This window comes from Ruegeria sp. YTSA072, assembly GCF_059610285.1.
Genome location: NZ_JBXWNI010000004.1, coordinates 18210 through 38719, shown reverse-complemented (window position 1 = coordinate 38719; position 20510 = coordinate 18210). Strand labels below are relative to the sequence as shown.

The window sequence follows — 20510 nt, the reverse complement described above, 5'->3', positions numbered from 1 at the left end:
ATCCCGCCAACCATACTCGCAGGACCCTGCCACATGGCAAGGTCACATCGCGTTAATTGGCAAATACTCTCCTAAAGGCAACAGACCTAAAAGACGGTCAGTAACTGAAATCGGGATAAATCCGGGTCAGATCGCCGTTCCAGTCGCCGTTATAGTGATCCAGCAATTCATCCGCCGGAACCTTGCCTGTTTCGATACTGTCCTTGAGCGCATTCAGGAAATGCGTCTCATCCGGTACCAACCCACCTGCACCGGGAAAGGCGCGGGATTTCAGGCCGGCTTGGGCGATCGAAACCACCTCACCAGCCAGATCGTGCATGTTGATATCGCCGACCTGCGCCTGCAAACCGTCCCGGGCCGCGGCAACCCGCAGCTCTTCGCGCGTTTCGGCGTCCCAGCCTTTGACCAGATCCCAGGCCGCATCCAACGCACCCTGATCATAGGTCAAACCCACCCAGAATGCGGGCAAGGCACACAGGCGCCGCCATGGGCCACCATCGGCCCCGCGCATCTCCATGAACTTCTTGATCCGCGCCTCGGGGAAGGCTGTGGTCAGGTGATCAGCCCAGTCTGACAAAGTCGGCGTTTCGCCGGGCAATGCAGGCAGTTTGCCTTGCAGAAAGTCACGGAAGGACTGGCCCAGCGCGTCGATATACTTGCCGTCGCGATAGACGAAATACATCGGCACATCCAAGGCGTACTCGACCCAAGCCTCAAACCCGAACCCGTCTTCGAACACAAAGGGCAGCATACCGGTGCGCGCATCATCCAGATGACGCCAGATATAGCTGCGCCAGCTTTTCTGACCGTTGGGTTTCCCCTCAAAGAACGGCGAATTGGCAAACAGTGCGGTTGCCACCGGCTGCAACGCCAGCGCGACGCGCAGTTTCTGCACCATGTCAGCCTCGGATCCAAAGTCGATATTGACCTGAACCGTACACGTCCGGCGCATCATCGACCGGCCCATGGTGCCGACCTTTTCCATGTAGTCATTCATCAGCCGGTAACGCCCCTTGGGCATCAGCGGCATTTCCTCATGGGTCCAGATCGGGGCGGCCCCAAGGCCGATGAAGCCGACACCGATCTTGTCCGCGATATCCTTCACATCGCGCAGATGCGCGTTCACCTCGTCACAGGTTTCATGAATGGTCTCAAGCGGCGCGCCTGACAATTCCAACTGCCCACCGGGTTCCAGCGAGACATTGGCGCCGTCTTTTTCCAGCCCGATCAGCTTGCCGGCCTCTTCCACCGGGGCCCAGCCGTGCAGATCGCGCAGCCCCTGCAGCACGGCTAGAATGGAACGCTCACCCTCAAAGGGCAGCGGTTTCAGCGTGTCTTTGCAATAGCCGAACTTCTCATGTTCGGTTCCGATGCGCCAATCCTGTTTGGGCTTGCAGCCCGATTCCAGATATTCGGCCAGTTGCTCATGGCGTTCGATCGGTCCGCCGCCGGACTGGGGAATGGACATGAACCGTGCTCCGATCCTGATGTGTCTGTCGTTTGGTCAGTCGTGGTCTTAAACCGCGCCAGTGTCAATGCAGCCTCAAATGGGCCGGACGCAGAGGAGTACGTTCCCAAATAACCACAGGATGCGTCGCGCCACCGTTCAGTTCCGACAGCATTTGTTCGGTTTTCAAGCCCGGAAGGGCCGAGAACACATCGAACAGCGCTTCGGCACCTTCCGCATTCACAGGAATGTGAAGCGTCGGCTGCCCCTGTTGATCCAAAATCCAATGCGCCGGGGACGATGTCGGGTCCAGCGCAAGGCGCTCGATTTCCCGTGTCGCAACTATGCCGCCTGTCAGCGGCCCTAGGTAAGTGATCTGACCTTCATCGATTGTCACCAGACCGGGGCCACCTGCACCGGTACGAAACCGGGCGCGCTGAATGCCAATAACGGCCAGCGCCACCGAGACTGCGATCAGAACCCAGCCCAGCCAACCCAGCAATCCACCGGGTCCGCCGATCCAGCTGAGGCCGACCAACAAGACGACCCCTGCCACCAGCACTTCGCGCCAGCGCCACAGGGCCAGTTTGGCTTCGGGTCGGATGAAACTCATGCCGTGTCCTCGGGGTTTTTGAACAGAATCAGGGAATAGTGGCCTGCTGGCCGGAACCCAATTGCTATATAGGCACGCGCGGCGGCATCGCTAGCGGCAAACAGAACAGCGCGGGTTGCGCCGTTGCTATGCGCCTCGCGTAGATGCAGAGCCACTGCCAGTCGCGCGTAGCCATGCCCCCGAAGATCGGGTGGCGTGTAAACACCGCCAATCTGGACAACCTCTGGCAAACGCGAGTTGAACCCGGTCATTCCTACCGGCTGGTTATCCATCAACAAGGCCCGATGAGAATCGCGTTCGATATAGGCAGCGATATCTTTTTGTGCCTGAGGTTGCGCGCGTTCGGGGTCAAAGCCCATTGCTTCGATCAGATAGTCTTGCCGCCATCCCACTGTTAAGGATCGGTCCAGTTCATTCAGCAGCACCAGTTTCGCGCCGGTGGCGTCCGGCATGACAAGATTTCTCAGATCCAACGAGAACCCCGGCTCGTCACTGTTTAGGGTTGCAGGCCGGTCTTCCCATCCCGCAAGCTGCATGATCCGACCGGCTTGAGCGGCCTCAGCCGCTAGACCGAACAACCTGCGCCCTCGGATCAGGCGAATCGCATGGCTCAGTTCATCATCCGAACATTCAGGGCATTGCGGCAGGACCATACCTTCGTTGGTAATTCCAAAAACCGCCCGTGGGCCATCACCCAATTTCCACAAGTTCACGGCGCGCGGGTCTGAGCCGCGCAAGCCGAAGTCCCGCAGGTTCGCCAGAGGGAACATGGACGTCTGGATGTATTCGAATAGGAACCTGTCGATCTTTGGAACGTCTGCGCCTTGCGCTTCTTGCCAGTTCACACCCAGTCTCCCAGCGCCTGCTGCCACATGGTCAGCGCCGCCACGGCAGCCGTATCGGCGCGCAGGATGCGCGGGCCAAGGCTGACCACATGTGAATAAGGCAACGCGGCCAGCCTCGCGCGTTCACGCTCGGAAAAGCCACCTTCGGGGCCGATGAGAATAGCCCAGGGTTGGTCCGTTTCATTGCCAGCCAACCGCAGGGCCGAGCCCACCTCGGCCTCATCGCAGAACATCAGTTGCCGCCCTTCGGGCCAGCTTTCCAATACGCGATCCAATCGCTGTAGATCAGCCACCTCGGGCACAAATGTTCCACCGCATTGCTCGGTCGCCTCAACGGCGTGCGCCTGCAATCGGTCCTGACGAATGCGTTCCGAATTGGTGAATTCCGTCTGCACCGGCATGATCCGCGCTGCGCCCATTTCCGCTGCCTTTTCAACGATAAAGTCAGTGCGCGCCTTTTTGATCGGCGCGAACAGGAACCACAGGTCTGGTGGCAGTTGCAGCGGTTTGGATTGCTCAACGCATGACAAGACGCCGCCCCGCTTGCCTGCCTCTATTACCTCGGCCAGCCACTCTCCGTTCTGCCCATTGAACAGCGCGACATGTCCACCGACGGACAGGCGCATAACGCCAAACAGGTAATGGGCCTGCTCGCGCGTCAAAGGAACCGATTGCCCCTGACCCAGAGGGTGCTCTACATACAGTCTGATCTTTGCACTCATGAGACCTTACATATGCAAGGCAATGCCCCAACACCAGACGGTCAGGTTGCCGACGCTGTCAGCGGCAACTGGGTCGATACATATGCGCCGGCGTTCACCCGTCCCTACCTGCGCCTGAGCCGCGCTGACCGGCCCATCGGCACGTGGTTGCTGTTGATTCCCTGCTGGTGGGGATTGGCACTGGCCATCCTCAGTGACGGCACCCCGCGGTGGGAGGATCTGTGGATCGCCATCGGCTGCGCCTTCGGAGCCTTTCTGATGCGCGGTGCGGGCTGCACATGGAATGACATCACCGACCGCGAATTTGACGGTCAGGTGGAGCGCACCCGATCCCGCCCGATTCCATCGGGTCAGGTCAGCGTGCGGCAGGCAGTGATCTGGATGGGGCTACAATGCCTGCTGGCGCTGATGATTCTGTTGACATTCAACCAGGCCGCAATTGCGATGGGCGTACTGTCGCTGTTGCCGGTGACGATCTACCCCTTTGCCAAGCGATTCACCTGGTGGCCGCAGGTGTTTCTGGGGCTGGCCTTCAACTGGGGCATCCTGCTGGCCTGGGCTGCCCACACAGGAACCGTGGGTATACCCGCAATCACGCTGTACCTAGCCGGGATCGCATGGACGCTGTTCTACGATACGATCTATGCCCACCAGGACGCCGAAGATGACGAACTGATCGGGATCAAGTCCACCGCCCGGCTGTTTGGCACCGACACTGCGCGATGGTTGAAGTATTTCCTGATGGCCACAGTGGCGCTTATGGGACTGGCAATCATCGACGCCGCGACGACCCAGGCGTCAATCATTGCCCTGGTAGTGGCCCTTGGGGGGCCTTGGGCGATGGGGTGGCACATGGCATGGCAATTGCGGGGGCTTGATATCGAAGACAACGCCAAACTGCTGCAATTGTTCCGCGCCAACCGTGACACCGGCCTTATTCCGCTGATCTTCCTTGGCGTCGCCTTGTTGCTCTGATTGCACCCGGGTCTAGCCCTCTGTAAGAGTTCCGAACACTCACCCGAGGAGTCGATAGTTCGCACATGCGCCTGCCTTATGTCTTCGTCGTTGCCTTTGTCTTCCTTGTGTCCGCAGGGCTGTCTCTGTTGGCGGCAAGTTTTGCCGTGACAAAAGTCGAAGAAGCCTCGGAGTTCGCCGTGCGACGTGCGCTGGACCTGAAGGGTCACGACTGGGCCGAGGTCCAATCGGACGGGCTGCGGGTCGTTCTGACCGGTACGGCTTCGGATGAGGCCACACGATTCAACGCTCTGACAGCGGCAGGGACAGAGGTCGACACCTCGCGCGTCATTGACGAAATGGAAGTCGCGCCCACGACGCAACTGGCCTCGCCACGCTTTTCAGCCGAGATTCTTCGCAATGACAGCGGAATATCGGTTATTGGCCTGATCCCGGCCAGCGAAGATCGCGATGCGCTGACGAAAAGATTGCGCACGCTGAATGACGGGCCGGTATCAGATTTGCTGGAAACCGCCGACTATCCAAAACCCAAAGGCTGGGACGATGCGATCGCTTTTGCTGTTGAGGCGCTGACCCGACTGCCGCGAGCAAAAATCTCGGCCAGCCCCGGGCTCGTAAAGGTGACGGCAATTGCCGACAGCCAGCAGGAAAAAGAGCGGCTTGAGCAAGAGCTGACGCGCGCAGCGCCGCCCAGCCTGCGCATCGGCTTGTCCATTTCCGCACCGCGCCCGGTCATTACACCCTTCACCCTGCGTTACCTGATCGACGAAAATGGCGGGCAATTCGATGCCTGTTCGGCCCAGGACGAAAAGGCGCGGGACCGGATCGTCGCGGCCGCACAGGATGCTAGTCTGACCGGGCCTTATTCCTGCACCATCGGTCTGGGTGAACCCTCACCTCGCTGGCCCGACGCCGCCGTGTTAAGCATTCGGGCGCTGGCGGAAATCGGCCAGGGTACGGTGACTTTGTCAGATGCGGATATCACTCTGGTCGCGGCTGAAGGCACTGGTGCCGCGCGGTTTGACCAGGTGATCGGCGAACTGGAAAACGCACTGCCCGAGGTCTTTGCCCTGCATGCGGTTCTGCCGGAACCCGAAACGGAAGACCAATCCGGCCCGCCCGAATTCTCAGCAACACGAAGCCCCGAGGGTCTGGTACAAATGCGCGGCCGGCTGGGGGATGAAACCCTGCGCGACATGGTCGACAGCTATGCCCGTGCAGCCTTTGGTTACGAACACGTTCATACCGCAACCCGCGTGGCCCCTGACCTTCCCGCTGATTGGCCCATTCGCGTCCTCAGCGGGCTTGAGGCGTTGTCGCAACTGCACAATGGTGCACTGACCGTGACGCCGGACGAAGTGGTTCTGAACGGCATCAGTCACGACCCCAAAACCCGGGCCTATATTTCGGGGCTTTTGTCGGAAAAACTGGGCGAGGCACAAGATTTCAGCCTGTCGATCACCTATCAAAAGCCACCCGAGCCCGCAGACAAGCTGCCCGACCCGGATGTTTGCGAAGAGCGCATCGCCGAGGTTCAGGCGGGTTCCAAAATCGCCTTTGAACCAGGTTCTGCCACGGTCGCAGCCGAATCGCGCGATACGGTCAATCAGATCGCCGACATCCTGCGGGAATGCGGACCCATCCGGCTGGAGATTCAGGGCCACACTGACAGCCAGGGCCGCGAAGAGATGAACCAGCAGCTCAGCCAGTCGCGTGCACAATCCATCTTAAATGAGCTGCGCGCGCGGCGCGTGCCCACAGCCAGCTTTACTGCCTTGGGCTATGGTGAAACCCAGCCAATCGCCGACAATGACACCGAAACCGGGCGCGAAGAAAACAGACGTATCGAATTCCGCCTGATCCGGCCCGAATCCACCGCCGAATCTCAAACCGCGTTGGAAGCGATGGAAGACGAAACAGAGACGTCACAAGACGCAGAGCCAGAGGCCGAAGCCGCGGAAACGGATGCGGAAACCGACTCGGGCGCAGGGGACCAGTAAATTGAACAGAATCGAATTCATTATCGCGACCGCCGTCATATTGTTTGCCGCCTTTAGCATGGGATGGTTCGCCAACTGGCTGGCCCATCGCCTGTCGCGCGTCCGCCAAAGCGACGTCGCCGATCTGGACCGCATGAGCCAGGAGCTGCATGAGGCAGAAGAAACCCGCGACCAGGCCATCACCTATCTGCAGCAGCGCGAGGCCGAACTGACCAACCAGCTGACCCAGACCGAGGCCGAATTGGCCGCCGCCATGGACGGCCTGCGCGCCGCCCGGCAAGAGGCGGAAGAACTACGCGGGCGTATCAACAACGCGGATTGATCCCAGCCCCGGGCTTAATAGCTGACCCCGGTTGGGGCCGACTGCACCTTAGGCACAAATCAGCCGATCCGAGGCAATCGCCTTCAATTCTTACAACAAATTCAATATTAGGAATTGGTGCATTTTTTACACATGCACATCACTGTTCACTATCCAGAAAATTGGAGTGTACTATGAATTTCAAATCATCATTAACAACCGCTGCGACTCTAAGCATCTTCTCTGCTGTAGCCGCTTGGGCTTCAAGTGACGTCATACCGTCAGAGAACGATACCTTCACCAACTGGGGCGAAGAATCCGGTTGGACTATCTTTGTGGATGACTCCCGCGGGTCCTGCCTGATCGAGCGTATGGACGAAAACCAGAACGTCGTTCAGATGGGTCTGACCAAGGACCACGAGATGGGCTATCTTGGTGTGTTCACGAAGAACGACATTGGCCTGAAGGGTAAGAAGGAAAAGATTTTCCTGTCACTCGACGGCAACGTCTACGAAGCTGAGGCGCACAAGAAGACTAAGCATCTCGCCGACGGATATACTGGCGGATACATCCTTGCGAACAACGCCCAGTTTGTGGATGACGTCATGAACAAATACGAAATGACCGTGTTTCCGAAGAAAGAGTTCGCATTCACCGTTAGTCTGGATGGTACTAAAAAAGCCATCGAAGCGGCACGGCAGTGTAACACCGAACAAAGCACCTAACTCGCTATGATAGACCCGGCACCAGATAATCCGGTGCCGGGCACAGAACCTACCACCGCGTCAGCGCATCTTCATCCTCATCCTTGGCTGCGACCCATTCCGCGCCGGATGTGGTGATTTCCTTTTTCCAGAACGGGGCGCGGGATTTCAGGTAATCCATCAGGTATTCCGCCGCCTCAAACGCATCCTTGCGGTGCCGCGCGGCAGTAGCCACCATCATGATCCGGTCCCCCGGGGCAAGGCGCCCGTGGCGGTGGATCACCAGAACATCGCCCAACGACCAGCGTTGCTGTGCCTCTTCGGCGATTTTGGTTAGCGCCCGTTCGGTCATACCGGGGTAATGCTCGATCTCCATCACATCCAGATCGCCAGATGCCAGATCGCGCACCACGCCGGTGAAGGTCACGATGGCGCCGTTGGCATCGTCTCCGGCGGCGAAGGTATTGGCTTCGGCCCCAAGATCAAATTCTTCTTCCTGAACCGCGATGCGCATGGTTTTAGCCGCCGGTCATCGGCGGGAAAAATGCCACTTCGCGCACACCGGCAAGCGATGCGTCAAAATCGGACAGTTCCTGATCCAGTGCCACGCGCAGTGCGGACAGGTCCGCAAATGCGGCAGCATAGCGGTCTTCACGCGCGCTCAGCTCGGCGACCAGATCGGATACGGTTGCGGCCTCGGTTTCGATCCGCTCTTTCGGCAGGCCGATCCGTTCGCGTACCCATGCAAAATACAGCACGTCCATCCCTTAGCTCTCCTTCAGATGGGGCATGGCTTTACGTAGGTAGTCATAGCCGGTGATCAATGTCAGCGCTGCCGCGATCCACAACAGCCACAGCCCAATGCGACCGGACCAGAACATCGCCTCAAGGTGCCAGCGCATATGATTCAGGTCTTCCAATTGACCCGTCAGAACTTGATCCATCGTTGCGGCATCCATGCCGAATGTAGCCATCACAAAATAGTGCTCGAAAATCCCCTGCGAAAACAGAATGGCAATCGCCACCATCTGCGCGGTCGTTTTCCATTTCGCCAGCTTTGTGACCTTCAGCGTTCCGGCCGTATCGCCCAGATATTCCCGCAGCCCCGAGACAAAAACTTCGCGGAACAGGATGACCGTCGCTGGCAGCACTAGCCAGGGCGTCCAGTGCTCAGCGGAGTAACCCACAAGGATCATCAGCGCGATCACCACCATCGCCTTGTCCGCAATCGGGTCCAGCATGGCGCCGATCTTGGTTTCCTGTTTCCATGCCCGCGCCAGATATCCGTCAAACCAGTCGGTAATGGCTGCCGTCAGAAATAGAATCAGCGCAAACCAATCCGCGTAGGGTCTGGTGAAATACAAAAACATTACGGCCAGACCGGGCGCGGCCAGCAGGCGCAGGACAGTCAGGATATTCGGCAGGTTCCACTTCATGAAGCAGACCCTACATCGCTGGCCTGGGACAGGAAAGACGGGGCGGAAAAAAACTGTACCGATCACAGAGGCTTGGTCAAAGCGCCGCAGTCCGGCCCGGCACCGGTTATTGGCCTTGGCCCCGGGTCGGATTGTCGTCAGAGTGCAGCCGACCAAGCCCAATGGCAAAGACGAACCGATGACCCCGAATATTGAGACCGACGCGCGCGCCAACCTGATCGGTAGCGCATGGATGATCGGCGCGATGGCATGTTTCGCACTGGAAGACGCGCTGCTGAAAGCAGCGGCGGTTGCCTTGCCCGTCTGGCAAATTCTTGTCCTGTTCGGATTGGGTGGCGCGGTCATTTTTGCCTGTGTCGCAATGGCACGAGGCACGCAGCTGCTGCAACCGGATGTGCTGTCGCCTGCAATGAAGATCCGCGCGGTGTTCGAAATTCTTGGGCGGCTGTTCTACGTTCTGGCCATCACATTGACGCCCTTGTCATCAGCAACCGTTATCCTGCAGGCCACCCCGCTTGTGGTCGTCGCCTGTGCTGCGCTTCTATTCGGAGAGACCGTTGGTTGGCGGCGGTGGAGCGCCATTCTCGTTGGCCTGATCGGCGTTGTGATCATCATCCAACCAACTGGGGACAGTTTCACAATCCTGTCCCTGCTGGCCGTGCTGGGGATGTTGGGATTTGCAGGTCGCGATCTGGCCAGTCGGGTCGCACCCGCCAGCCTTGGAACCGAAGTTTTAGGGTTCTACGGCTTTGTCAGCGTGATTGTCGCCGGGTTTGCCTACAGCTTTTGGGAACAGGCCCCCATCGCGTCTGTGCCGTTGCTCACAAGCCTGCATATCGCCGGAGCGGTAGGCCTTGGCGCAATCGCATACACATCCCTGATGAAGGCCATGCGAACCGGCGAGGTGTCCGCCGTCACGCCCTTCCGCTATTCCCGCCTGCTGTTCGGTGTTGCCTTAGGCGTGATCTTCTTCGGTGAGGATCTGGACCGGACAATGTGGATCGGTAGTGGTCTGATCGTGGCCTCCGGCCTCTACATCCTGTGGCGCGGGCGCAAGGCCTAGCCCTTGTCGTGGAAGAAATCATAAACCTTCTGCGCCAACCCGGCTGAGATCCCCTCGACCGCTTTCAAATCCGCCAGATTGGCCCGGCTAACAGCCTTGGCACTGCCGAAATGCGCCAGTAATGCCCGTTTGCGCGCAGCACCAACTCCGGGGATTTCGTCCAACGGCGTCGCGCCAACCGCTTTGGCCCGTTTGGCACGGTGAGTGCCGATTGCAAACCGGTGCGCCTCGTCCCGCAGACGTTGAATAAAATACAGCACCGGGTCATTGCGTTTTAAGGCAAAGGGGCGCTGGCCGGTACGATGGAACTCTTCCTTGCCGTGATCGCGATCAACGCCCTTTGCAACACCGACCATAGGGATATCTTCGACCCCATGTTCAACCATGATCTCGCGAACAGCACTCACCTGCCCCGCGCCGCCATCGATCAGTAACAGGTCGGGCCACAACCCCTTGTCACGATCCGGATCCTCTTTTTGCAGGCGGGTAAAGCGGCGGGTCAGAACCTCTTTCATCATGCCGAAATCGTCACCAGGGGTCAGATCGTCGCCGCGAATATTGAACTTTCGATAGGCATTTTTCATGTACCCTTCTGGGCCTGCCACGATCATCCCACCAACGGCGTTGGTGCCCTGGATATGAGAGTTATCGTAAACCTCAATCCGGTTCGGCGGGCTGTCCAGATCAAACGCCTCGGCCACGCCACGCAGCAGCTTGGCCTGCGTGGCACTTTCCGACATACGACGGGCCAGAGATTCCCGCGCGTTGCGCAAGGCGCCCGCAATCAGTTCCTGTTTCTCACCGCGCTGAGGCACTACGATTTCGACCTTGCGCCCTGCCTTCTCGCTCAGCGCCTCGTGCATTAGATCTGCGTTTTCAACGGCGCCCGACAGGATCAGTTGCCGGGGCGGTTCCTTGTTGTCGTAGAACTGGCCAAGAAACGCCTCCATCACCTCTGCTGCGGACACATCCGCACCGACACGAGGATAGAAATCTTTGTTCCCCCAGTTCTGATTGGCGCGGATAAAGAACACCTGAACACAAGCCTGCCCACTGTCCATATAGAGGCCGATCACATCCGCCTCAGCCACGCCGCGCGGATTGATACCCTGGGACGTCTGCACCTGCGTCAGCGCCCGGATGCGATCTCGTAGCCCGGCGGCGCGTTCGAACTCCATCGCCTCAGACGCGGCCATCATCTGTTCGGCCAGCTCCTCTTGCACTTTGGTCGACCGCCCCGACAGGAACCGCTCGGCATCTTTGACGCTTTCGCCGTATTCATCTTCCGAGATCAGGCCAACGCATGGCCCCGAGCACCGCTTGATCTGATAAAGCAGACAGGGCCGCGTGCGGCCGTCAAACATGGAATCCGAGCAGTTGCGCAGCAGAAACGCCTTTTGCAGCTGGTTCAACGTTCGATTGACCGCGCCAGCACTGGCGAAGGGGCCAAAATAGGTCCCCTTCTCTTTCTTCGCGCCACGGTGTTTTTTGATTTGCGGAAAGGCATGGTCCTTGGCGACCAGAATATTGGGAAAACTTTTATCGTCCCGCAACAGCACGTTGTACTTGGGCTTGAGCTGCTTGATCAGGTTCTGCTCAAGCAGCAGCGCCTCGGTCTCGGTCCGCGTGGTCAGGAACATCATCGAGGCTGTCGCCGCGATCATCCGCTCAATCCGCCCCGAATGCCCCGGCCGCGCATAGTTCGACACCCGCGCCTTGAGGTTGCGCGCCTTGCCGACGTACAGCACCCGGCTGTCCGCATCTAACATCCGATACACACCGGGTGAGCTGTCCAGCGTCTTCACATACCGCAAAATGCAGGCATAGCCGGTCAATTGAGTGTCAGGGGTCGAGTCGCTGTCTGTTGTCATTTGCCTGAGATATGATTCTCTGACCATGGCTGCAATCTTGTGGCCCCCAGATCAAGAGAAAACAAATCCACGGTTTCTGTGGATAAGTGTGAAGATAAGTTTCTGAGCGTGGCGAAATTCCCTTGATTCATTAAGGAATCCTTGATTTGCACAAAAAATAAGCAAATATTTAACTCATTGCTTTCATTGTATATAATTTCATTCACAAGGCAAGTGTATGAAAAAAAAGACATTTTTGTAACGCGAAAGTAACAGAACCGAGAGCGGTGCAAAACTTGCAGCAGTTTTACCTATTCAAGCCCCAGAACATCCGGTGTTTTCCACCCCAGATGCTGACCTCCGTCGACGCACAATAGTTGGCCTGTGACCGCATGCGCATCCAGGAAATAACCCAAAGCCGCGGTGATATCGGATGGGTTTGACCCGCGCTCCAGCACCGTGTTCGCGCGCTGCGCATTGAAGTGTTCTTGGCTTTGCCGATGACCTTGCATCGTTGGACCAGGCCCGATCGCGTTAACCCGGATTGCTGGCGAAAGCGCCTGCGCCGAGGTGCGCGTCAAGGCCCACAGACCCATCTTGGCAATCGTATAGGTCATGAACTCTGGCGTGAGCTTGCGCACCCGCATATCCACCATGTTCACGATCAGCCCGGTGGCAACAGGCTCACCCGCCTCGTCCGTGCCCGGCTGCAGCCCCTGCTCGGCCATGGCCTGCGTAAGTACGAAAGGCGCGCGCAGGTTGCTGTCGAGGTGTCGGTCCCAGCTTTGCCGCGTGGCGGACTGAAGGCTGTCGTATTCAAAGATCGACGCGTTGTTCACCAGACAGGTGATTGGTCCGCCCAGCGCCTCTGCCGCACGGGGCAGCAAGGTCAGGACCTGCGCCTCATCCAGCAGATCGGCGTGCAAGGCGACAGCCTTGCGCCCAAGCGCCTGCACCTCGGCTACGGTTTCGGCGGCAGGTTGTTCAGACGTCGCATAGTGCACGGCGACGTCATACCCCCGGTTTGCCAGATACAGGGCCATTGCCCGACCAAGACGAATACCTGCACCGGTCACCAACGCTCGGGCCATGGATTTCCCCCTATCTTCAGGTCACGCCAATAGCGAGACGATGTAGACGGCATACAGCAGCGTCAACACTAGACCCCAGCCGCGTGTGATATCTTGTTTCAAGAACACGAACGGGATCAACAGAAGCGATGCGCCCAGCATGACCCACAGATCGAAACGCAGGAATTCCGGGTCCACCGGGATACGTCCAAACAAAGTGGCGATACCGACGATGGCCAAAAGGTTGAACATGTTCGACCCGATCACGTTACCCAAGGCGACATCCGCTTGCCTACGTAAGGCCGCCATCACAGTCGTTGCCAGTTCCGGCAGGGATGTCCCAACTGCGATCAGCGTCAGTCCGATAATCGTTTCGCTGACGCCGTATGTGCGGGCAATGATCGTGGCGTTGTCGACCAATAGATGCGCACCCATCGGCAGGCCTATCAGGCCCAGGACCAGATAGATCGATAGTTTCCAATAGGGCATGTCCGGATCGGCCTCTTCCAGACCTTCCAGCTCATCCTCTTCCGCGCAGGCTTCACCGCAGGCTTTGCGATGCGCGCGCGCATCGCGGAACGCGTTAAGCAGGACCAATCCCAAAGCAGCCAGCAAGATCGCACCACTGGCAATGTTGAACACGCCGCAAAATGCCAGGCCGATGAACAGCACCGTGGCCAGCAGCATGAAAACATAGTTTCTTCTGGTGTTGCATTCGCTGGTGTGCAGCGTGGCAAGCAAGGCTGGCAAACCCAGAACCAGCAAGATGTTTGCCGTGTTCGACCCGACCACGTTACCCAGCGCAATCCCCGGCGCGTTTTCCTTGATCGCACTGATCGCGATTAACAGCTCGGGGGCCGAGGTGCCAAAGGCCACAATGGTCAGGCTGACGATCAGGGCTGGTACACCCAGGCGCAGGCTCAGGTTCACTGCGCCGCGGACCAGAGCATCACCTGCGAGAAGCAAGATCAGCAAGCCGAGGCCGGATAACAGCCATGCCGTCATGTACGGCCTCCTTTTTCGCAGGAGCAAGGCCCCTTACCGATACTGAACCGTCCACAGCGCGGACATCTTGCAGATTGCAACTTCTTCTGCCCCGGAAAGCGCAGCTTGCCGAACATCGCCAAGACACCCATGGCAATCAGGAAAAGGGTGACAATCTTGACAATCACGTCACAAACCAAAGCGCGCGTAAGCCGCCCGCTCCTCAATTCCGGTTATGGCGTCTTGCGCAAGTGTGGCACCGAACCGCGACCAGAACGGTTTGCGCAGGCCATAGCGGCGGAACTTCACCTTGTCGCCGAACCGCTCCTGCATTTTCGGCCTCAGGTGCGCGACGCCGTCAATCAGGCCCAGTTCCTGCGCACGCCTGGCAAGCCAGACCTCGCCGGTGAACAGATCCGCACTTTGATCCAGCTTGTCACCGCGACGGGCTTTGACATGGTCAATGAAGTTCGCATGGATATCACCCAGCAACCCTTGCAGCCGCGCGACATCTTCTTCTTTCTCCGGCGAAAACGGGTCGAGCATTGATTTTGATTTGCCCGCCGTATGTACGCGCCGCTCGATGCCTTGCCGCGCCAGAAGGACATGCGCGCCAAACCCAGCCGAAATCACACCGATCGAACCCAGGACCGAGCTGTCATCCGCCCAGATTTCGTCGGCGGCAGCGGCCAGCCAGTAGCCGCCAGACGCTGCAACGTCTTCGACAAAGGCGATAACGGGGATCTCAAGCTCTTCCGACAGCCGCCGGATTCGCGACCCGATCAGAGAGCTTTGCACCGGCGATCCACCGGGCGAGTTGATCTCAAGCGCCACGGCCGCAGGTTTGCCTTTGCGAAACGCCTTTTCCAGAACGGGGGCCAGCGCGGTGTCGTTCAACGATCCACGCCCCGCCATTCCGATGGCGCCAGACAGGCGAACCACGGCCACGAGGGGCTGCTTTTTGACAAATGGCAGGCTGAGCTTCATGGGTGCCGATGTAGAGTGCAGCCGGGCCCTAAACAAGGGACCGTTCGGGCCTTAGACGTGACGTGAACCAAATTCACACACATGGCGGGCAAAAATGCAACGCCCTAGCTGCGAATGCGCCAACCGGTTTTGAAGATCCAGCCGATCACAGCCAGACAAGTCCCCGTGAAGACCAGAATCGCCAACAGGCTGAATCCGATCGGGACATCGGCCAACCCGTAAAACGACCAGCGGAACCCGGAAATCAGATAAACAACCGGGTTGAACAGGGTGATCGTCTGCCACACCGGCGGCAGCATCGAGATCGAATAGAACGTGCCGCCCAGAAATATCAGTGGCGTGACAACCAGTTGGGGCACCAAAGATATCTGTTCAAAGTTGCTGGCCCATATCCCAACGATAAAGCCTAACAGCGAAAAACTGAGGCAGGACAGGATCAGGAACGCCGCCATCGCAAAGGGATGTTCTATGCGTATGTCCACGAAGAATGTGGCTGTCACAAGGATTACCAGCCCGACAAATAGCGACTTGGTGGCGGCGGCCCCGACGTAACCTATTACGATCTCTATGAAATTCACCGGCGCCGACAACAGTTCGTAGATCGTACCAAGGAATTTCGGGAAGTAGATCCCGAATGACGCGTTCGAGATTGCCAGCATCACAACGGACAACATGATAAGCCCCGGCACGATAAACGCGCCATAAGATACACCCTCGACCTCTTGGATGCGGCTGCCGATCGCAGTGCCGAAGACCACAAAATACAACGAGGTCGACAGGACCGGCGACAGAAAGCTCTGCGCCAGAGTGCGGAAGAACCGGGCCATTTCGAACCGGTAGATTGCAGCGATGGCAGACCAGTTCATGCGGGTTCTCCGGATACCAGGTTCACGAAAATCTCTTCCAAGCTCGACTGCCGGGTCTGCACGTCGCGCAGAACAAGCCCCGCCTGCGCCACATCGTTCAGCAAAGTGGTGATCCCAGTGCGGTCCGCGTGCGTGTCATAGGTATAGACCAGCGCATCGCCATTGCCGTTCAGCGTCAGGTTATGCACAGCCAGACTATCGGGAATGGCCTGGATAGGATCGGCCAGCATAACCTCGATCTGTTTCTTGCCCATCTGGGCCATCAGGGTGTTCTTGTCCTGCACCAGCCGCAGCTCACCCTTGTCGATCACACCTACCCTGTCGGCAATGGCTTCGGCCTCTTCGATGTAATGTGTCGTCAGGATGATGGTGACCCCGGCCTTTTTCAGCTCGGCCACGATCTCCCACATGTCCTTGCGCAGTTCGACATCTACGCCGGCGGTCGGCTCATCCAGGAACAGCACGCGCGGCTCATGTGCCAGGGCCTTGGCAATCAGCACGCGGCGCTTCATGCCACCGGACAGTTCCTTGATCGCGTTTTTACGCTTGTCCCACAGAGACAGCTTGCGCAGGATCTCTTCGATCCGGGCATTGTCGCTGCCATATCCGAACAGGCCGCGAGAGAACCGGACCGTGTTCCAAACTTTCTCAAACGGCTCAAGCGCGATTTCCTGCGGCACCAGCCCGATCATCCGGCGCGCGGCACGAAATTCGGTCTGGATGTCATGCCCACCTACGGTAACGGTGCCCGAAGTCGGCGTGGTAATGCCACACACGGTGGAAATCAGCGTTGTCTTGCCAGCCCCGTTTGGGCCCAGCAACGCCAGAATTTCGCCCTGCTCGATATCCAAGGACACTCCTTTGAGCGCCTCGAATCCGTCGGCATAGGACTTACGCAAATCCCTAATGGACAGAATAGTTGTCATGCACATTCCCTGTTCTGGCGGGGACACTACCCCGATGGCCCGTCACAGAACAGGTCAATTCCGCACATTGTTCTGCGCTTTTTTGTGGGCGCGCAGCTTGGTCAGGTCTGACTATGCTGCTGCAATTCGGCCACCCGTTTTTGTACAAGTTCGACATGCAACCGCGCATCGTACAGTCCTTGCCGATAGGCCGCGGGCAGCCGCAACGTTGCGAGGCGTTCATCTAGGGCGTTCAGATGCGCCTGCATCTCGCGCAGCTCGTTGACACCGGGATTGTTGGCCAGTTCCTCCTCAATTTCCCGGATTTCGGGGTAGTGCTGCCAAACCCGCCACCGCATCGCGTAGGCATAGGCCATAGGCACAAGCCGGATCAGAGGCACGACAATGAAAAAGAACGGCAGCAACAGCAAAAGAACCCGGTTAATCTGTGCCGCGATCCAATAGGGCAGCCAATTATGCCATGTCGAAGGACCATCAACAATTAGCTGCCGAGCCGTATTGTTGATAGTCATCCCTGCACCTTCGAGGTTGGGGAATGCCCCCGGATCGGCGATAATTCCGCGGGCACTGTGCAATTCAATCGCCGCCATCGTCAGACGGTTGATCAGCGCAGGGTGCAAATCCGGTCGCACGACCAGACGGGCTTCGATCGCTATCAACTCTACCGGTCGCGGCGGAAGAACTGGGTCCAACGACATTCCTCCCGCCGGAACTGTCACCACCGTCGCGTATTCCAACCGCCGCGAGATCGCCTGAACATGATCCAGCGCCAGCACGCGAAGCCCCGGCTCTGCATATGCAGCCTTCAGATAGGGAGCTTCGATGGGCGCAACATAGACGGCGATATCCAAATCCCCGTCCAACAAAGCGGCCGCGGCTTTTGCATAAGGGATTGAGAAATGTATATTATCCCCCTCATTCAAGCCGACCGCCTTTTCGAAATCCCGAAAAGCCGCAGCCGTACCTGAGCCTGGTGCGCCGCTGTTGATCCTTAAACCGGTCCACAAGGCGGGGTTCTTTGGGATTGTTGCGCCTTCGTTGACCAAAAAGATGATGGGTTCAAAAAACGCTGCCCCGACGGCCTCAGCCTTTTTGGGATCAACCCGGATACCGCCTTGTAGAAACGCAGCGTCGACATCGCCCGCACTAAGCAGTTCAGCATTTTCGACCGAACCAGCGGTATCCAGTATTTCCAGTTGAATATCATCGCGCGCCAGAATTTCGGCGTAGTCTCGCGCAACCGTTTCATAAGCGCCGCCTTCTGGACCCGCCGCCAACATCATACTGCCAGGGGGATGCAGGCGCGAAAACACGCCTACCAACACCGCCAGCGCAACGGCGCTACCAAAAAGGAACCACAACCGCATCCGAGCCTCGCTCTCCATCCCGTTTGGAACGCTAAGGATCGCGTGACCATCTGGCAAGTCAGCAGAATCCGGGCTTGCAATCCCCGGGCATCCCCGAAAACCTGCGCAGAAAGGAGAGGGCTCATGCTCAGCGGAATACGGATCATTGAAATTGAAGGTTTGGGGCCAGGTCCGTTCGCCGCCATGCTGCTGGCCGATCTGGGGGCGGACGTCATTACGATCCACCGCAAAGACCAGCCTGCCGTACCGGGTATGCCCGAGCAATCCGTCCTGGATCGCGGAAAACGCTCGATTGACTTGAATCTGAAGGATGCCGCCGATCTGGACATCGCAAGGCGTCTGATCGCCTCGGCCGATGCGCTAATCGAAGGGTTCCGCCCCGGCGTGATGGAAAAACTGGGACTGGGTCCCGACACGTTCAACGCGTCGAACCCCAAACTGGTCTATGGTCGCATGACCGGATGGGGTCAGAACAGCCCGTTGTCTGAAACTGCAGGGCACGATCTGAACTACATCTCATTGTCCGGGGCATTGTGGTATGCATCAGCAGCGGGCCAGCCCCCGCAGACCCCGGCGACCCTGGTCGGGGATATAGGCGGCGGTGCCATGTATCTAGTTGCCGGTATTCTTGCCGGGCTTCTCAACGCGCAGCGGACCGGACAGGGTACCGTGGTTGATGCCGCCATTTATGACGGATCGGCCCACATGATGAACTTGTTGATGAGTATGCGCCAAACCGGAAACCTGTCAGAAGCGCGCGGTCAAAGCCTGCTGGATGGCCCACATTGGAGCCGCACTTACGTGTGCCTGGACGGGGGCTTCATGTCCGTCCAGTGTCTTGAGCCCAAGTTCTACGCCGAATTCCTGCAAAAACTGGGCCTCACCAACGATACCGAATTCAAAAACCAATATGTTCCGGCACTTTGGCCCAAACTCACGCAACGGCTCACCGACATATTCGCCAGCAAACCCCGCGCCCACTGGGCCGATATATTCCAAGGTTCCGACGCCTGCGTCGCGCCCGTACTCGACCCGGTCGAGGCGCAAGCCCATCCCATGAACGCCGCGCGCCATACCTGGATCGACCATGACGGAGCGCTGCAGGCTGCGGCCGCGCCCCGCTTTTCGACCGAGACATGGCAGCCCAAAACCAGCCCACACCGAGGCGAACACAGGCAGGAAATTCTGGATCAGCTGTCCACCAACGCGTCTCCTGACCCTTCACCTCGCTAAAGTTTTCCCTGGGTGAGTTGGCCGAAATCCAAGAGGGGCTGGCCCCTCTACGCGTCCCGCCACGACCGCACCGTGTCGATCATCAGTTGAACGTTTTCAGGATCGGCATCTGGCGTGATCCCGTGGCCCAGATTAAAGATATGCGGTCCTTTCGAGAACGCCTCGACAATCTGACGCGTCTCATCCACCAGCGCCTGTCCGCCGGTCACCATGTGTGACGAGGCCAGATTGCCCTGAACGCAGCCATCCACCTGCACATGCTCGACCGCCCAATCCGGCGACACCGAATTGTCCAGCGCAACGCAATCCACACCGGTGGTTTTGGCAAAACCTATGTAACCATCACCTGCCTCGCGCGGGAAACCGATCACCGGGATGCCCGGATGGCGCTGCTTGATGGCCTGCGTGATCACACGGCAAGGCTCGACCGCATATTTTTGAAAGGCATCGCCTTTCAGCGACCCGGCCCAGCTGTCGAAAATCTTCACCACCTCGGCCCCGGCCTCGATTTGGGCCGAGAGATATTCGATGGTGGCCAGCGTGATCCGCTCCAGTAGCGCTTCGAACAGGGCGGTGTTTTCCTCGCGCAGCGCATGAGCCGGTCCCTGATCCGGCGTGCCGCGACCGGCGATCATGTAGGTCGCAACCGTCCATGGCGCGCCTGCGAACCCGATAAGGGTGGTCTCGGATGGCAATTCTCGCGAAAGGATTCGGACAGTTTCGTACACCGGCGACAGGGTTTCATGGATATCCGATACCGGTTTCAGCGCATCGAAATCGGATTGCTGAGTGATCGTCGACAACCGCGGCCCCTCACCTGTGACAAACCACAGATCCGCACCCAGAGCTTGCGGCACCAACAGAATGTCAGCAAACAGAATAGCCGCGTCAAAGCCATAGCGGCGGATTGGCTGTAACGTCACCTCGGCCGCCAAATCGGGGTTATAACACAAAGACAAAAAGTCCCCGGCCTGCGCCCGGGTTGCGCGGTACTCCGGCAAATAACGCCCCGCCTGCCGCATCATCCAAATCGGTGGCACATCCTGAACCTCGCCCGCCAGCGCCCGCAGCAGTTTCTTTGTCTCGGCCATCTTTGTCCCCAATCGTCAGGTTTGCGGCAA

21 protein-coding genes are annotated in these 20510 nt (G+C 58.5%); 6 read left to right on the top strand and 15 right to left on the bottom strand.

The features are described from left to right. Window positions 1-97: 97 nt before the first annotated feature. The 4 genes from AC2FIB_RS09080 to AC2FIB_RS09065 all read right to left on the bottom strand — a co-directional run bounded on the left by AC2FIB_RS09080 (window position 98) and on the right by AC2FIB_RS09065 (window position 3627). The gene (locus tag AC2FIB_RS09080) at window positions 98-1468 is read right to left on the bottom strand and encodes a glutamate--cysteine ligase (protein WP_058273615.1); all 1371 of its coding nucleotides are present in this window, start codon (window positions 1466-1468) and stop codon (window positions 98-100) included. 64 nt (window positions 1469-1532) lie between these two features. Next, a complete protein-coding gene (locus tag AC2FIB_RS09075; RefSeq protein WP_058273616.1) occupies window positions 1533-2060 on the bottom strand; it encodes a hypothetical protein in 528 nt (175 codons plus the stop codon). Beyond that, the gene (locus AC2FIB_RS09070) at window positions 2057-2905 is read right to left on the bottom strand and encodes a GNAT family N-acetyltransferase (RefSeq protein WP_496734245.1); all 849 of its coding nucleotides are present in this window, start codon (window positions 2903-2905) and stop codon (window positions 2057-2059) included. The genes AC2FIB_RS09075 and AC2FIB_RS09070 overlap by 4 nt, the downstream gene beginning before the upstream one ends. Beyond that, the gene (locus AC2FIB_RS09065) at window positions 2902-3627 is read right to left on the bottom strand and encodes a 16S rRNA (uracil(1498)-N(3))-methyltransferase (protein ID WP_496734244.1); all 726 of its coding nucleotides are present in this window, start codon (window positions 3625-3627) and stop codon (window positions 2902-2904) included. The genes AC2FIB_RS09070 and AC2FIB_RS09065 overlap by 4 nt, the downstream gene beginning before the upstream one ends. Before the next feature lie 12 nt (window positions 3628-3639). Here AC2FIB_RS09065 and ubiA point away from each other — a divergent pair, with 12 nt between their 5' ends. The 4 genes from ubiA to AC2FIB_RS09045 all read left to right on the top strand — a co-directional run bounded on the left by ubiA (window position 3640) and on the right by AC2FIB_RS09045 (window position 7628). After that, window positions 3640-4602, top strand: a complete 963-nt coding sequence (ubiA, locus tag AC2FIB_RS09060; RefSeq protein WP_496734243.1) for a 4-hydroxybenzoate octaprenyltransferase — start codon at window positions 3640-3642, stop codon at window positions 4600-4602. Window positions 4603-4667: 65 nt separating this feature from the next. Further along, window positions 4668-6602, top strand: a complete 1935-nt coding sequence (locus AC2FIB_RS09055) for an OmpA family protein (RefSeq protein ID WP_496734241.1) — start codon at window positions 4668-4670, stop codon at window positions 6600-6602. A gap of 1 nt (window position 6603) precedes the next feature. Then, window positions 6604-6924, top strand: a complete 321-nt coding sequence (locus tag AC2FIB_RS09050; RefSeq protein WP_058278866.1) for a hypothetical protein — start codon at window positions 6604-6606, stop codon at window positions 6922-6924. A 173-nt stretch (window positions 6925-7097) separates the two neighbouring features. Then, a complete protein-coding gene (locus tag AC2FIB_RS09045) occupies window positions 7098-7628 on the top strand; it encodes a hypothetical protein (RefSeq protein WP_058278867.1) in 531 nt (176 codons plus the stop codon). 49 nt (window positions 7629-7677) lie between these two features. On the opposite strand, the gene AC2FIB_RS09040 is transcribed toward AC2FIB_RS09045, so the two are convergent. The 3 genes from AC2FIB_RS09040 to pgsA are packed head-to-tail and all read right to left on the bottom strand — an operon-like array spanning window position 7678 to window position 9043. Next, the gene (locus AC2FIB_RS09040) at window positions 7678-8121 is read right to left on the bottom strand and encodes a molybdenum cofactor biosynthesis protein MoaE (RefSeq protein WP_282121369.1); all 444 of its coding nucleotides are present in this window, start codon (window positions 8119-8121) and stop codon (window positions 7678-7680) included. 4 nt (window positions 8122-8125) lie between these two features. Next, window positions 8126-8371 carry a molybdopterin converting factor subunit 1 gene (gene moaD / locus AC2FIB_RS09035; protein ID WP_209224144.1) on the bottom strand — a complete coding sequence of 82 codons (246 nt, stop codon included), beginning with the start codon at window positions 8369-8371 and terminating at the stop codon, window positions 8126-8128. Window positions 8372-8374: 3 nt separating this feature from the next. Continuing rightward, on the bottom strand, window positions 8375-9043 hold the full coding sequence (pgsA, locus tag AC2FIB_RS09030) for a CDP-diacylglycerol--glycerol-3-phosphate 3-phosphatidyltransferase (protein ID WP_282121368.1): 669 nt from the start codon (window positions 9041-9043) through the stop codon (window positions 8375-8377). A gap of 178 nt (window positions 9044-9221) precedes the next feature. On the opposite strand from pgsA, the gene AC2FIB_RS09025 reads away from it, so the two are divergent. Further along, complete coding sequence (locus AC2FIB_RS09025) at window positions 9222-10106, top strand: DMT family transporter (RefSeq protein ID WP_496734239.1); 885 nt, start codon at window positions 9222-9224, stop codon at window positions 10104-10106. Here AC2FIB_RS09025 and uvrC read toward each other — a convergent pair. From uvrC to AC2FIB_RS08990, 7 genes are all read right to left on the bottom strand, one after another. Continuing rightward, on the bottom strand, window positions 10103-11977 hold the full coding sequence (uvrC, locus tag AC2FIB_RS09020) for an excinuclease ABC subunit UvrC (RefSeq protein ID WP_496734556.1): 1875 nt from the start codon (window positions 11975-11977) through the stop codon (window positions 10103-10105). The genes AC2FIB_RS09025 and uvrC overlap by 4 nt on opposite strands. Window positions 11978-12267: 290 nt before the next feature. Further along, window positions 12268-13047 carry an SDR family oxidoreductase gene (locus tag AC2FIB_RS09015; RefSeq protein WP_496734237.1) on the bottom strand — a complete coding sequence of 260 codons (780 nt, stop codon included), beginning with the start codon at window positions 13045-13047 and terminating at the stop codon, window positions 12268-12270. A 21-nt stretch (window positions 13048-13068) separates the two neighbouring features. Then, window positions 13069-14031, bottom strand: coding sequence for a calcium/sodium antiporter (locus AC2FIB_RS09010; RefSeq protein ID WP_058273628.1), 963 nt, complete (start codon window positions 14029-14031; stop codon window positions 13069-13071). 168 nt (window positions 14032-14199) lie between these two features. Next, window positions 14200-14997 carry a S49 family peptidase gene (locus tag AC2FIB_RS09005; protein WP_282121365.1) on the bottom strand — a complete coding sequence of 266 codons (798 nt, stop codon included), beginning with the start codon at window positions 14995-14997 and terminating at the stop codon, window positions 14200-14202. Window positions 14998-15101: 104 nt separating this feature from the next. Beyond that, window positions 15102-15863, bottom strand: coding sequence for an ABC transporter permease (locus AC2FIB_RS09000; protein ID WP_058273631.1), 762 nt, complete (start codon window positions 15861-15863; stop codon window positions 15102-15104). Continuing rightward, window positions 15860-16789: an ABC transporter ATP-binding protein gene (locus tag AC2FIB_RS08995; protein ID WP_058273632.1), complete on the bottom strand. Its 930-nt coding sequence runs from the start codon at window positions 16787-16789 to the stop codon at window positions 15860-15862. The genes AC2FIB_RS09000 and AC2FIB_RS08995 overlap by 4 nt, the downstream gene beginning before the upstream one ends. A 101-nt stretch (window positions 16790-16890) precedes the next feature. After that, window positions 16891-18213 (bottom strand): TAXI family TRAP transporter solute-binding subunit, encoded by a 1323-nt coding sequence (locus AC2FIB_RS08990; RefSeq protein ID WP_496738699.1) that lies wholly within the window; start codon window positions 18211-18213, stop codon window positions 16891-16893. A 66-nt stretch (window positions 18214-18279) separates the two neighbouring features. On the opposite strand from AC2FIB_RS08990, the gene AC2FIB_RS08985 reads away from it, so the two are divergent. Next, window positions 18280-19389: a CaiB/BaiF CoA transferase family protein gene (locus AC2FIB_RS08985; RefSeq protein WP_496734236.1), complete on the top strand. Its 1110-nt coding sequence runs from the start codon at window positions 18280-18282 to the stop codon at window positions 19387-19389. 47 nt (window positions 19390-19436) lie between these two features. Here the strand turns inward: AC2FIB_RS08985 and hemE are convergent, their stop codons facing one another. After that, the gene (gene hemE / locus AC2FIB_RS08980) at window positions 19437-20480 is read right to left on the bottom strand and encodes a uroporphyrinogen decarboxylase (RefSeq protein ID WP_496841959.1); all 1044 of its coding nucleotides are present in this window, start codon (window positions 20478-20480) and stop codon (window positions 19437-19439) included. Window positions 20481-20510 lie beyond the last annotated feature (30 nt).